The organism is Phenylobacterium sp., from assembly GCF_044371015.1.
Classification (GTDB): domain Bacteria; phylum Pseudomonadota; class Alphaproteobacteria; order Caulobacterales; family Caulobacteraceae; genus Phenylobacterium.
Map to the genome: position 1 here is coordinate 1 of NZ_JBILUK010000076.1, position 13,045 is coordinate 13,045.

Annotated in this window: 11 protein-coding genes; 5 read left to right on the forward strand and 6 right to left on the reverse strand. The window is 67.6% G+C overall.

The window, feature by feature from the left end:
* Positions 1 to 1,184 (forward strand): methionine adenosyltransferase (gene metK, locus ACIQ3R_RS08465; RefSeq protein WP_397417306.1); only part of this gene is annotated, 1,184 nt, incomplete at its 5' end.
* Entirely contained in the window at positions 1,181 to 1,870 is a 690-nt protein-coding gene (trmB, locus tag ACIQ3R_RS08470) for a tRNA (guanosine(46)-N7)-methyltransferase TrmB (RefSeq protein WP_397417325.1), read from the forward strand. The genes metK and trmB, both read left to right, overlap by 4 nt.
* 2 nt (positions 1,871 to 1,872) lie before the next feature.
* Here the strand turns inward: trmB and grxC are convergent, their stop codons facing one another.
* Both grxC and ACIQ3R_RS08480 read right to left on the reverse strand, forming a co-directional pair.
* Positions 1,873 to 2,130 (reverse strand): glutaredoxin 3, encoded by a 258-nt coding sequence (grxC, locus tag ACIQ3R_RS08475; protein ID WP_397417308.1) that lies wholly within the window; start codon positions 2,128 to 2,130, stop codon positions 1,873 to 1,875.
* Positions 2,131 to 2,181: 51 nt separating this feature from the next.
* Positions 2,182 to 2,955: a ComF family protein gene (locus tag ACIQ3R_RS08480; RefSeq protein WP_397417310.1), complete on the reverse strand. Its 774-nt coding sequence runs from the start codon at positions 2,953 to 2,955 to the stop codon at positions 2,182 to 2,184.
* Here ACIQ3R_RS08480 and ACIQ3R_RS08485 point away from each other — a divergent pair.
* Positions 2,955 to 3,767 (forward strand): methyltransferase domain-containing protein, encoded by an 813-nt coding sequence (locus ACIQ3R_RS08485; protein WP_397417312.1) that lies wholly within the window; start codon positions 2,955 to 2,957, stop codon positions 3,765 to 3,767. The genes ACIQ3R_RS08480 and ACIQ3R_RS08485 overlap by 1 nt on opposite strands.
* On the opposite strand, the gene ACIQ3R_RS08490 is transcribed toward ACIQ3R_RS08485, so the two are convergent.
* A complete protein-coding gene (locus tag ACIQ3R_RS08490) occupies positions 3,764 to 5,125 on the reverse strand; it encodes a flavin-containing monooxygenase (protein WP_397417314.1) in 1,362 nt (453 codons plus the stop codon). The genes ACIQ3R_RS08485 and ACIQ3R_RS08490 overlap by 4 nt on opposite strands.
* An 80-nt stretch (positions 5,126 to 5,205) precedes the next feature.
* Between ACIQ3R_RS08490 and ACIQ3R_RS08495 the strand changes: the two genes are divergently transcribed.
* Positions 5,206 to 6,843 (forward strand): GMC family oxidoreductase, encoded by a 1,638-nt coding sequence (locus tag ACIQ3R_RS08495; protein ID WP_397417316.1) that lies wholly within the window; start codon positions 5,206 to 5,208, stop codon positions 6,841 to 6,843.
* Between the two features lie 6 nt (positions 6,844 to 6,849).
* Here ACIQ3R_RS08495 and ACIQ3R_RS08500 read toward each other — a convergent pair whose 3' ends face one another.
* Together ACIQ3R_RS08500 and secA are read right to left on the reverse strand one after the other, a co-directional pair.
* Complete coding sequence (locus ACIQ3R_RS08500; protein ID WP_397417318.1) at positions 6,850 to 7,866, reverse strand: NADP-dependent oxidoreductase; 1,017 nt, start codon at positions 7,864 to 7,866, stop codon at positions 6,850 to 6,852.
* Between the two features lie 47 nt (positions 7,867 to 7,913).
* Positions 7,914 to 10,640 carry a preprotein translocase subunit SecA gene (secA, locus tag ACIQ3R_RS08505; RefSeq protein ID WP_397417320.1) on the reverse strand — a complete coding sequence of 909 codons (2,727 nt, stop codon included), beginning with the start codon at positions 10,638 to 10,640 and terminating at the stop codon, positions 7,914 to 7,916.
* 150 nt (positions 10,641 to 10,790) lie between these two features.
* Between secA and ACIQ3R_RS08510 the strand changes: the two genes are divergently transcribed.
* Positions 10,791 to 12,665, forward strand: a complete 1,875-nt coding sequence (locus tag ACIQ3R_RS08510; RefSeq protein WP_397417321.1) for an alkyl/aryl-sulfatase — start codon at positions 10,791 to 10,793, stop codon at positions 12,663 to 12,665.
* Between the two features lie 9 nt (positions 12,666 to 12,674).
* On the opposite strand, the gene ACIQ3R_RS08515 is transcribed toward ACIQ3R_RS08510, so the two are convergent.
* A partial coding sequence (locus ACIQ3R_RS08515) for a (deoxy)nucleoside triphosphate pyrophosphohydrolase (RefSeq protein ID WP_397417323.1) occupies positions 12,675 to 13,045 on the reverse strand: 371 nt, incomplete at its 5' end.

A 13,045-nucleotide genomic window follows, 5' to 3' on the forward strand; every position in this document is an offset into this window, starting at 1 on the left:
TGTCCGAGGGCCATCCCGACAAGGTCGCCGACCGCATCTCCGACACCGTGGTTGACGCCTTCCTGGCCGCCGAGCCCCAGGCCCGCGTGGCCTGTGAAACCCTGGTGACCACCAATCGCATCGTGCAGGCGGGCGAGGTGCGGGCCGGACGGCCAGGGGCCTCAAAGGCCGAGAACAAGGCGATGACCAAGGAGATCGTGAAGAGTCTCGAACCCAAGGTCCGCCAGGCGATCAAGGACATCGGCTATGAGCAGAAGGGCTTCCACTGGGCCAAGGCCAAGTACGCCTGTCACCTGCACGAGCAGTCGGCGCATATCGCCCAAGGCGTCGACGCCACCGAGAAGAAGGATGAGGGCGCAGGCGATCAGGGCATCATGTTCGGCTACGCCTGCGATGAGACACCGGCGCTTATGCCGGCGACGTTGCAGTACAGCCACGACATTCTGAAAAAGCTGGCCGAGGTGCGGCACTCCGGCGAGTGCTCAGTGCTGGAGCCCGACGCCAAGAGCCAGGTCACCGTCCGCTACGAAGACGGTCGCCCGGTCGAGATTCTGCAGATCGTCGTCTCTACCCAACACAAGAAGCGCGTCGGCCTGCACATGGCCACGCCCAAGCGGATCGAGGCGCTGATCCGGCCCTATGTTGAGAGCGTGTTGCCCTCTGGGCTCGTAACCAAGAAGACCAAGTGGCACGTCAACCCGACAGGTCGCTTCGAGATCGGCGGGCCTGACGGCGACGCAGGCCTGACCGGCCGCAAGATCATCGTCGACACCTATGGCGGCGCAGCGCCTCACGGCGGCGGCGCCTTCTCCGGCAAAGACCCGACCAAGGTGGACCGTTCGGCGGCCTATGCCTGCCGCTACCTCGCCAAGAACGTGGTCGCCTCGGGCCTGGCGCGGAAGTGCACGATCCAGATCAGCTATGCCATCGGGGTCGCCCAGCCATTGAGCTTCTATGTCGACCTCCACGGCACCGGTGAAGTCGATCCGGCCAAGCTGGAAGCCGCCCTTCCGCAACTGATCGGTGGCGCCACGCCGCGCGCGATCCGCGAACACCTGCAGTTGAACCGGCCGATCTATGCCCGCACCGCAGCCTATGGTCACTTCGGCCGCCAACCGGATAACGAGGGCGGCTTTTCCTGGGAGAAGACCGATCTGGCCGACCAGATCCGGGGCCTCGCCTGAGCGAACAGGATCACGACTATAGGCCGCTCCGCTCGTTCGGTCGGCTGAAGTCGCGGCCCATCAAGCCGCGTCAGGCGGCGCTGATGGCGGAGCGGCTGCCCGACCTGCGCATTCCGGCCGGGCCGGTGACACCGCGCAACCTGATGCCCGGCGCGCGCGAGGTCTGGCTGGAGATCGGCTTTGGCGGCGGGGAGCACATGGCCGCCCAGGCTGCCGCCGCTTCGGACGTCTTGATCCTGGGCGCCGAACCCTTTCTGAACGGCGTGGCCAGCGCCGTGCGCCACATTGACGAGCAGAGCCTCGCCAACGTGCGACTGCACGATGGCGACGCGCGGGACCTGATCGCGCGGTTGCCTGACGGCGCCATCGACCGGGTGTTCGTACTCTTTCCAGACCCCTGGCCCAAGGCGCGGCACCATAAGCGGCGCCTGATCCAGCCCGAAACGGCAGTGGCGCTGGCGCGGGTGATGCGACCGGGCGCGCGCCTGCGCTTCGCCAGCGACTGGGCAGACTATGTGAACGACGCCCTGGCCACTCTCAGGGCGGAGCCGGCGTTTCGCTGGATCGCCACGCGAGCAGATGACTGGCGGACGCCCCCCGCCGATCATGTCACCACGCGCTATGAGGAAAAGCGCCTGGGCGACTGCGCGCCGGTGTTCCTGGAGTTCGACCGCCGCGCCGACTGAACTCAGGCCGCGTTCAACAGAGAGTCCAGCTCACCCGCCCGGTCCAGCGCCATCATGTCGTCGCAGCCGCCGATATGGCGATCGCCTACGAATATCTGAGGGAATGTGGCGCGGCCGGCGCGGCGCATCATCTCCTGGCGCTTCTCAGGATCGAAGGCGGCTTCGATCTCGGTATAGGCCACGCCCTTCTTGTCGAGCAGATCCAGCGCGCGGATGCAGAAGGGGCAGTAGGGCTTGGTATAGATCGTCACCTGGCTCATGGGCTCGAAGACTCTGTCGCTTGGACGGCGATCTGGGTCGCCTGATCAGGTTCATATGGTGAGTCCATCCGCCGCCTGCACCCTGGCCACTACGGCCAGATCGACACGGGCCGCGCCCGCGGTCTTGAATGCCCGCGCGCAGGCGTCGGCGGTTGCGCCGGTGGTCAGAACATCATCAATCAGCAGGATGCGCCGGCCCTGAACCTTGGCGCGCGCGGCGGGCGGGACCGAGAAGGCGCCGGCCACGTTGCGGCGGCGTCCGGAGCCCGAACGGCCGGCCTGCGTGGGCGTGGGACGCCGCCGCTGGAGCACACCAGGCAGATAAGGCGTTCCCGTCATGGCGCAGAGCGGCCGGGCGATCTCGGCGGCCTGATTGTAACGTCGGGTCAGCAGCCGAAAGGGGTGTAGCGGCACCGGGACGACCGCATCGGCCGCCTCGACCAGCTCGCGGGCCGCGCGGGAAATCCAGCGCGCGAACAGTGGTGCGAGATCCAATCGGTCGGCGTGCTTCAACTGCAGGATCGGCTCACGCGAGGTCTCATCATAGAGGCAGGCGGCGCGGGCGGCGTCGAAGGCGTGCGGCTGGGCCAGGCACGCCGGACAACGCTCGCCTGTGGCGTAGGCGAACGGCGCGCCGCAACCGTCGCAGACCGGGCCGTCGAGGAAGTGAATCCGGCTCCAGGTTTCGGCCGAGAACCCGCCCGCCAGGGGGCGCGGCCCACCATCCAGCGTCTGGGGCGGCAGCACCAGATCGAGCGCCGTGCGCCAGGCGGCGCGGGCGCGGGGCTTCCAATGAGCGAGGAATTCCGCTTGATCCTCCCGCAATGGCCGCGCCTCCCCTTCTCTTCGACCGCGCCCTGCGGCGCCGGCGGCTGGACCGCGCGGCGGCGGGCTTTGCCGACGCCGACTTCCTGCATCGGCGCGCGGCCCTGGACATCGCCGAGCGGCTGGCTCCGATCCTGCGCGACTTTCCCCTGGCCGTCGACCTCTCGGCGCGTCGAGGCGCCTTTCGTCAGGCGCTCGCCGCAGCGGCGCCCGGACGAGTCGGCCGGCTGATCGAGGCGGATGTCTCGGCGCGGATGCTGGCCGGTCGAGCGGGACCGCGGCTTGTGGCCGACGACGAGCGGTTGCCTTTCGCTGACCAGAGTCTCGACCTGATTGTCTCGCCGCTCTCGCTGCACTGGGCCAACGACGTGGTCGGCGCACTGATCCAGGCGCACAGGGCGTTGAAGCCCGGGGGTCTCTTCATCGGCGCGATCCTGGGCGGTGTGACCCTGACCGAATTGCGTCAGGCGATCACCGAGGCCGAGATCGAAGTGCTTGGCGGCGCGGGTAGCCGCGTCTCGCCCTTCGCCGACGCGCAGGATGCAGCGAGCCTGTTGCAACGGGCCGGCTTCGATCAGCCGGTGACCGACATCGACAGCGTGAACGTGACATACGGCCACCCGCTGAAGCTGCTGGCCGACCTCAGGGCCATGGGTGAGACCAGCCTGCTTGCCGACCGGCACCCCAAGCCGCTGACACGGACGCTGCTGGCGCGGATCTGCGAGATCTATGCCGAGCGGTTCGCCCAGCCCGATGGGCGGCTGACGGCGACGTTCGAGATCCTGACACTGACCGGGTGGGCGGCGGGTTAGGTCTGGGCCCGCGCCGGCACCGGCAAAGCCCCACCGGCCGCCTTGGCCCGCGCCGCGCCGCGGTCGATCTCTCGCATCAGGTCCCGGCAGTAGACCCCGAAGTCCACCTGCAGCGTGTGGCGCGGGGATTTGTAATAGGGGCCCAGATGCATGGCCTCATCGGCCTCCGTGATGCGCGCCATCTCCTCCGGCGGCGGCGGTCGGTAACGGCCGGTGAGATAGGCTCCGACCAGCTTGGCCTGCTGTTCGGCGAAGTTGACGAGCGTTGGGAGCGGTTGGGCCAGGCCCATGAAGAACAGGTTCGGCACGCCCGGTTGCATCATCCGCTTGAACAGCGGGAAACGGTTCTCGCTGTCCGGGTTGAGCGTCGGCTCGCCGGCGAAGAACGGGAAGGTGATGTTGTAGCCGGTGGCGTAGATGATCGCGTCCACCTCTTCGACGCTGCCGTCTTCGAACCGCACCTTCCGGCCCATCAGCTCTGAGATGTTGGGCTTGAAGGCGATGTCCCCGCAGCCGGCGCGAGTCAGGAACTCGCCGGAGACGGACGGGTGAGCCTCCAGCGGCTCATGGTCGGGCTTGGGCAGGCCATAGTCCTCCATCCGGCCGATGGCCCGCTTGATCGCCGCCCGCGCAACCTTCAGGCCGAGCTTGCGCGGGATCCAGGCGGGCATGACGGCTTTATCGGCGACCTTGCCGTTCATGTACTTGGGCAGCACCCAGACGCCGCGCCGGGCCGAGACCCAAAGCTTCTTGGCGATCGGCCGCTGGGACAGCTCCGAGGCGATGTCCATCGCCGAGTTTCCCATCCCGACCACGACGACCGTCTTGCCGCGCATGTCGACCGGATCGAACGGGCCGCGATAGGCATGGCTGTGAATCGCGGGGCCGTCGAACCGGCCCGGATAATCGGGAATGCGCGCATCCCAGTGATGACCGTTACAGACGAAGAGCACGTCGTAGGTGCGGGTTTCGCCATTGGAGAGGGTGACGTCCCAGAGGCCCTCCGGCGTGCGCCGGGCGGCCTCCACCCGGGTGTTGAACGTGATCCGATCCCGCAGGCCGAAGTGGTCCACATAGTCGCGGAAGTACTGCTGCAACTGGGCGTGGTGGGGGAAGTCCGGCCAGTCCGCCGGGACGGGATAGTCCTCGAAGGCCAGGCGCCACTTGGACGTATCGATGTGCAGGCTCTCGTAGCAGGCGGACTTCCCGTTGGGATTGTTGAAGTACCAGTTGCCGCCGACGTCGTCCGACATCTCGAAACAGTCGAACGGCACGCCGAGATCCTGAAGCCGCTTGGCGGTGGTGAAGCCGGAACAGCCCGCGCCGATGATGCAGGCCTTGGGGAGGGGAGCGCTCATGCGCCCAGACTGGCCGCCCTGACGCCACGGCCGGCAAGCCGGGTCTGGCATCGGAGGCAAAGGCGCGGCAAAGCTGAGGCATGGCGACGGCGGCTCACGCGCTCCAGGGCGCCCCCTTGGATGGGGAATGGGACTACATCGTGGTCGGCGCGGGCAGCGCCGGCTGTGTGGTGGCCAACCGCCTGTCGGCGGACCCGCGCAACCGGGTGCTGCTTCTGGAGGCGGGTGGCGCCGACACCTGGATCTGGCTGCACATCCCGGTGGGCTATCTGTTCGCCATTGGGAGCCCGCGCTCGGACTGGCGGTTCTCGACCGCGCCGGAGCCCGGACTGAACGGCCGCGCCCTGGCCTATCCACGCGGGCGGGTGGTGGGCGGCTCTTCGTCGATCAACGCCATGATCTCCATGCGGGGCCAGTCCGCGGACTATGACGGCTGGCGCGACCTCGGTCTGGCGGGCTGGGGCTGGGACGACGTGGCGCCGGTGTTCCGCCGGCTGGATGACCACTTCCTGGGCGCGGGCGACCACCATGGCGAAGGCGGCGAGTGGCGGGTCGAGGCGCCGCGCGTGCGCTGGGCGGTGCTGGACGCGATCCAGCGCGCGGCGGTCGAGATGGGCGTGCCGGCGACCGGCGACTTCAACACCGGCGACAACGAGGGCGTCGGGCCGTTCCATGTGAACCAGAAGCGCGGACTGCGCTGGTCGGCGGCGAGCGCCTTCCTCAAACCCGTGCTGGGCCGGTCGAACCTGAAGCTCGTGACCGGCGCCGAGGTTGATCGGGTGACGTTCGAGGGGCTGCGCGCCGTGGGCGTGAGACACCGGGTCGGCGGCGTGGAAACGGAAGCCCGCGCCCGGGGCGAAGTGATCCTCTGCGCAGGCGCCATCGGCTCGGTGCAGATCCTGCAACGCTCGGGCGTCGGGCCCGGCGGCTGGCTGGCCGAGGCCGGCGTGGCCGTACGGGCGGATCGGCCGGGCGTCGGCGCCAACCTGCAGGACCATCTGCAGCAGCGGGCGATCTGGCGCGTGTCGGGGGCGCCGACGCTCAACAGCCGCTACCACAACCTGATCACGCGCGGTCTGATGGGGCTGGAATATGCGCTGTTCCGCACCGGACCGCTGACCATGGCGCCCAGCCAACTCGGCATCTTTACCCGCTCGTCGCCCGAACACGCCCGGCCCAATCTGGAGTTCCACGTCCAGCCGCTGTCGCTGGACCGGTTCGGCGAGCCGTTGCACCGGTTCGACGCGGTGACGGTGGCGCCCTGCAACCTGCGCCCCACCTCGCGGGGAACGGTGCGGATCACCTCCACCGATCCGACCGCGCCGCCGCGGATACAGCCCAACTACCTTTCCACGGCCGAGGACCTGAAGGTCGCCGCCGACGCCATCCGCGTGACCCGTCGGCTGATGGCCCAGCCCGCCCTGGCCGCCCTGAACCCGGTGGAGCACCTGCCCGGCCCCTCGGTCGGCGACGATGACGCGGCGCTCGCCCGCGCCGCCGGCGAGATCGGCACCACCATCTTCCATCCGGTCGGCACGGCGAAGATGGGCGCGGGCTCCGATCCCATGGCGGTGGTCGACGCTCGACTCAGGGTGATCGGCTGCGAGGGACTACGCATCATCGACGCCTCGGTCATGCCGACCATCACGTCGGGCAACACCAACACCCCGACGATCATGATCGCCGAGCGGGGCGCGGGGTTTGTGCTGGCGGGGTGACTAGGCTCAGGGCTCCGGCGAGACCTGGATCAGCAGCTTGCCGTCGTGGTCGCCGGTGAACAGGCGCTGGAGGGAATCCATCGCCCCTTCCAGGCCCTGGTCGACATGCACCTTCCACTTCAGCTGGCCCTGCATCACCCAGGGGATCAGCTCGGCCATGGCCTCGCCGGCGCGGGGCAGATAGTCGATGATGATGAAACCCTGGATCTTCAGCCGGCGCATCAGCACCTGGGCGAAGTCCTTGGGCCCGGCCGGACGGTCGTCATTGTTATAGGTCGAGATCATCCCGCAGAGCGGCATACGGCCAAAATTGTTCATCCGCGCCATCACGGCGTCCATGATCGCGCCGCCCACGTTCTCGAAGTTGACGTCGATGCCGTTCGGGCAGAGTCGGTCCAGCGCAGCGCCGACGTCCTCGTTCTTGTAGTCGATGGCGCCGTCGAACCCGAGCTCATTGACCAGCCAGTCGCACTTGGCCTTGCCGCCGGCGATGCCGATGACCCGCGCGCCCTTGAGCTTGGCGATCTGGCCTGCGATCGAGCCCACAGCGCCGGCCGCGGCCGAGACCACAACCGTCTCACCCGGTTTCGGCTGGCCGATGTCGCACATGCCGAACCAGGCGGTGAGGCCGGTGGCGCCCAGCACGCTCATATAGGCGGTCAGCGGCACGCCCGGCAGCTGCGGCGCGGGGGTGAGCATCATGCCGTTGGCGATCACGTGGCTGGACCAGCCGCCGAGACCGGTGTTGACCACGTCGCCTTGCTTGAACCGGTCGGAACGCGAACGCTCGACGACGCCAAGCGATCCGCCGCGCATGGTGTCGCCGATCTGGACCGGCGGCATGTACTGGTCCTGGTCGCTCATCCAGATGCGGTTGGTCGGGTCGAGCGAGAGGTAGAGGGTGCGCACCAGCACCTCGCCGTCGGCCAGATCACGGATCGGCTCTTCGACCAGCTTCAGATCGCCGGCCTGGATGTCGCCGACCGGCCGCCGTTGCAGCACCCAGCGCTTGAGGTTGGTCATATTCGTTATCCTCGCCGGTTACGCCGCAGTCGCCGAACGCCGGAAGGCTATACCAGCGCCCCGTGGCAGTGCTTGAACTTCTTGCCCGACCCGCAGGGGCAGGGCTGGTTGCGGCCGGTCTGTTCCCAGCCCTCGGGCAGGTCGCCGGCCATTTCGTTCTGGCCGGTCACCGGATCGAGATGCACCTCGAAGGCCGAGCGAGGCGGCGGCTGTGGCGGGGCTTCGAACTGGAACTCGACCGTCATCAGCCAGCGCGTCACCATCTGGCGCAGATCGACCAGCAGCTTTTCGAACAGGGTGAAGGCTTCGGTCTTGAACTCGTTCAGCGGGTCGCGCTGGCCATAGCCGCGCAGGCCGATCACCGTACGCAGGTGATCGATGTGCATCAGGTGCTCGCGCCACTGCATGTCGATGGTCTGGAGCATGAAGCTCTTCTCGACATTGCGCATGTGCTCGCCGACCTCGGCGTCGCGCTGGGCGACGCGGGCTTCGGCGGCTTCAACAATTCGCTCCTCGATCTCCTCGTTGGCGATGCCCTCTTCCGCCGCCCATTCGGCGATCGGCAGTTCGAGGCCCAACATGAAGCGGACCTGGGCGTCGAGGCCCTCGACATCCCACTGCTCGGCGTAGGCCTTGGGCGGCAGGTGGCGAGCGACGAGGTCGTTGATCGTATCGCTGCGGAATTCGCGCAGAATCTGCTGGAGGTCGGTCGCCTCCATGAACTCCTGGCGCTGTTCAAACACCGCCTTGCGCTGATCGTTGATGACGTCGTCGTACTTGAGCAGGTTCTTGCGGATCTCGTAGTTGCGCTGCTCGACGCGCTTCTGAGCCGTGGCGATGGCGCTGTTCAGCCACTTGTGGGTGATCGCCTCGCCTTCCTGGACCCCGAAGGTGCGCATGATCGCATCCAGTCGCTCGCCGGCGAAGATACGCAGCAGGTCGTCCTCGCACGAGAGGAAGAACTTGGAGTGGCCGGGGTCGCCCTGCCGGCCGGTTCGGCCGCGCAGCTGATTGTCGATCCGCCGGCTCTCGTGGCGCTCGGTGCCCAGAACGAACAGACCGCCGGCGGCCAGGGCCTGTTCCTTCAGGTCCTTGATGTCGGCCTCGATTTCGGCGCGGCGCGCCAGCGCCGCCTCCGGCGTCACCTCGACGCCAGAGTCGAGCTGCTCCTGACGCCAGGCCGCGAGCCGCATGTCGACATTGCCGCCCAACTGGATGTCGGTGCCCCGGCCGGCCATGTTGGTGGCGATCGTGACGGCGCCCGGCACGCCTGCGTCGGCGACGATGCTGGCCTCCTGCTCGTGGAAGCGGGCGTTCAGAACGTTGTGCGGGATGCCCCGAACAGTCTTGCCGTCCTTCTCGAAGGTGTGGGCCTTCAGGAGTTCTGAAAGCAGCTCGGACTTCTCAATGGAGACCGTGCCGACCAGGATCGGTTGGCCGCGCAGGTGGCAGGCCACGATCTGCTGGATGATCGCGGCGTTCTTCTCGCGAGCGGTGCGATAGACCTCATCGTCGTCGTCGATGCGCTGGACCGGCCGGTTGGTCGGGATCTCGGCCACGTCCATCTTGTAGATTTCCAGGAACTCCTGGGCCTCGGTCGCGGCGGTGCCGGTCATGCCCGAGAGCTTTGAATAGAGACGGAAATAGTTCTGGATCGTGACCGAGGCCAGGGTCTGGTTCTCGGGCTGGACGACGGCGCCTTCCTTGGCCTCGATGGCCTGGTGCAGACCCTCCGAGAGCCGGCGGCCATGCATCATCCGGCCGGTAAATTCGTCGATCAGGATCACTTCGCCCGCACGGACGATGTAGTCCTTGTCGCGCACGTACATGACGTTGGCGCGCAGAGCTTGATTCACATGGTGCACGGCGGAAATGTTGGCCGGATCGTAGAGTCCGGCGGAATCCTGGACCAGATGGCCGGACGCCAGCAGCATCTCCTCGACCTTCTCCGAGCCCTCCTCGGTGAGGATCACCTGCCGCTGCTTCTCGTCGTAGTCGTAGGTGGTCTTGTCCTGGATCAGCTCCTTAACCACCAGGTCGATGGTCCGGTAGAAGTCCGAGCGGTCCTCGGTGGGGCCTGAAATGATCAGCGGCGTGCGCGCCTCGTCGATCAGGATCGAGTCCACTTCGTCGACGATCGCGAAGTTATGGCCTCGCTGAACCATCTCGGCGGCGTTGTAGACCAGATTGTCGCGCAGATAGTCGAAGCCGAACTCGTTGTTGGTGCCGTAGGTGATGTCGGAGCCATAGGCCGCCTGACGCTGGCCCTGGCTCAGCCCGTGGACGATGACGCCCACCGACAATCCCAGGAACCGATAGATCTGGCCCATCCACTCGGAGTCGCGCTGCGCCAGATAGTCATTGACGGTGATGACGTGGACGCCCTTGCCGGCCAAAGCGTTGAGGTAGACCGGGGCGGTGGCCACCAAGGTCTTGCCCTCGCCGGTGCGCATCTCGGCGATGCCGCCCTTGTGCAGGATCATGCCGCCGACCAGCTGCACGTCGTAGTGGCGCTGGCCCAGCACCCGGCGCGCGGCCTCGCGCACCACGGCGAAGGCTTCTTCCAGCAGGGAATCGAGGCTCTCGCCGGCCGCGACTCGGGCCTTGAAGGCCTCAGTCTTGGCGCGAAGTTCGTCGTCGCTCAGCGCCTGCATGGCCGGCTCGAGGGCGGTGATCTTCAGCGCACGGGCCTGGAAGGCCTTGACCTTGCGGTCGTTGGAAGAGCCGAAGAAGCGTTGGAAGATGCTCAAGGGGAAATCCGTTCGCCGGGACAAGTCCCCTCCGGCCCCTCGCGCGGGACCCACTTTCGGGGCGTGGGTGACTTAAGGGGCGCCCCTGCCCAAGTCAACGCGACCGCCTGTCGCCGTCTCGGGTTGGCCTCGGCGCGCCGGCCCGATAACCCTGGCGACAGGGAGAGACAACACATGCGCAAGATCATCCTGACCCTCGGCCTCGCGGCCGGACTTTCGGCGCCGGCCGCCGCGGCGCCCGACTTCGCCAACCGCCAGGACTTCGTGTTCGCCGATCGAGGATTCCTCGGCTCGCTGGCGCAACCCCGGCTCACCACCGGCGATGGACGGCTGGTGTTCGATCTCTCGGCCTACGAGTTCCTCAAGGGCCCCGCGCCAGCCAGCGTGAACCCGAGCCTGTGGCGTCATTCGCAACTCTTGGCCAAGCACGGCCTGTTCGAGGTGACCCCCGGCATCTGGCAGGTGCGTGGCTTCGACGTCTCCAACATCACCTTCATCGCCGGAAAAGGCGGCTGGATCATCATCGATCCCCTGACCACCGCCGAGGCCGCCAGGGCGGCGCTGGACCTGGCGAATCAGAAGCTGGGCGCCCGCCCGGTGGTGGCGTTGATCTACACCCATAGCCACGCCGATCACTTCGGCGGCGCGCGCGGCGTGGTCAGCGAGGCGGATCTCGCCGCGGGCAAGGTGCAGGTGATTGCGCCCAAGGGCTTCCTCGAGCACGCGGTCAGCGAGAACGTGATCGCCGGCCCGGCCATGAACCGGCGGGCGACCTATCAGTTCGGGACGTTCCTGCCGCGCGGTCCGGAAGGACAGGTCAGCGTCGGCATCGGGCCCGGCGTCAGCGGCGGTACGGTAACGCTGATCCCGCCCAATGTGGAGATCGACCGCACCGGCCAGATCCTGACCATCGACGGCGTGCGGATCGAGTTCCAGCTGACGCCAGGCACAGAGGCGCCGGCGGAAATGAACCTCTATCTGCCGGACCTGAAGGCCCTCTGCATGGCCGAGAACGCCAATGTCTCGATGCACAATGTGCTGACCCCGCGCGGCGCCCTGGTGCGCGACGCCAAGGCCTGGGCCGACTATCTGACGGAATCCGCGCGGCTCTATGCGGCGAAGTCGGAGGTGATGTTCACCAGCCACGGCTGGCCGCGATGGGGGACGGAGGTGATCGCCGACTATCTCTCCAAACATCGCGACGCCTACAAGTTCCTGCACGACCAGTCGGTGCGGCTGATGAATGAGGGCCTGACCGGCTCCGAGATCGCCAACCGCCTGTCCCTGCCCGAGGCGCTGGACCGCGAATGGTACAACCGCGGCTACTATGGAACGCTCAGCTTCAATTCCCGTGCTGTCTATCAGCGCTACATGGGCTGGTACGACGCCAACCCGGTGAACCTGGCGCCGCTGGAGCCCGCCGACGCCTCGAAGCGCTACGTGGAGGCCATGGGCGGCCGCGCGGCTGTCGCGGCCCGGGCCGAGGCGGCCTTTGCGGCCGGCGACGACCGCTGGGCGGGTGAGCTCGGGCGGCATCTGGTCTACGCGGACTCGAGCGACAGCGCCGCCAAGGCGTTGCTCGCCAAGGTGCTGGAGCGGCAGGCGAAGGGGGCCGAGAGCGCCATCGGCCGCAACATGTACCTTGCCGGCGCACAGGAGCTGCGCCAGGGCGTCGCGCAGGGCGGCGGGCAGACAGCCTCTCTGGATGTGGTGCGCAACACGCCGACGCCGATGTTCCTCGACCTGCTGGCCGTGCGGCTCGATCCGACCAAGTCCAAGGGCCAGACGCTGAGCGTCGATCTCAACTTCACCGACCGCAACGAGCGCTATCGGGTGACGATCCGGAACGACGTTCTGATCCACGAAGCCAACCCCGCGCCGGGCGCCGTGGACGCCAGCTACACCCTGCCCCGTGCGGCGTTCCTGTCGGGCGCTCTGGCCGGCGCGGACCTGTCGGGTTCGGCCACCGCAGGCGATCGCGCGGCGTTGGGCCGGCTGCTCAGCTGGATGACCGCGCCACGACAGGGCTTTGCGATCATGACGCGCTGATCGACGATTTCAGAGCAGATCGCGGAGCCAGGCCACCAGCGGCGCATCGGCGGGCGGCATCGGATAGTCGCCCATCTCGCGTGGCCGCACCCAGGCGGTGGCGGAGTGCTCGCGCGTCGTGACCACGCCTTCCCAGCGCCGCACCAGGTAGAGCGGCATCAGGAGGTGGAACGCCTCATAGGTGTGGCTGGCGAACACGAACGGGGCGAGGCAAGCCTGCGTGACCCGGATGCCCAGTTCTTCGTCCAGCTCACGGATCAGGCAGGTCTCGGGCGTCTCGCCGGCCTCGACCTTGCCGCCCGGAAACTCCCACAGGCCCGCCAGCGCCTTCCCTTCCGGACGTCGGCAGATCAGCACCCGTCCATCGATGTCGACGAGTG

Excerpts from the sequence above, each read along its gene's own strand:
- ACIQ3R_RS08490 (WP_397417314.1), bottom strand. The coding sequence starts at position 5,125 with ATGAGCGCTCCCCTCCCCAAGGCCTGCATCATCGGCGCGGGCTGTTCC.
- ACIQ3R_RS08510 (WP_397417321.1), top strand. The coding sequence starts at position 10,791 with ATGCGCAAGATCATCCTGACCCTCGGCCTCGCGGCCGGACTTTCGGCG.
- ACIQ3R_RS08495 (WP_397417316.1), top strand. The coding sequence starts at position 5,206 with ATGGCGACGGCGGCTCACGCGCTCCAGGGCGCCCCCTTGGATGGGGAA.
- ACIQ3R_RS08485 (WP_397417312.1), top strand. The coding sequence starts at position 2,955 with ATGGCCGCGCCTCCCCTTCTCTTCGACCGCGCCCTGCGGCGCCGGCGG.
- grxC (WP_397417308.1), bottom strand. The coding sequence starts at position 2,130 with ATGAGCCAGGTGACGATCTATACCAAGCCCTACTGCCCCTTCTGCATC.
- ACIQ3R_RS08500 (WP_397417318.1), bottom strand. The coding sequence starts at position 7,866 with ATGACCAACCTCAAGCGCTGGGTGCTGCAACGGCGGCCGGTCGGCGAC.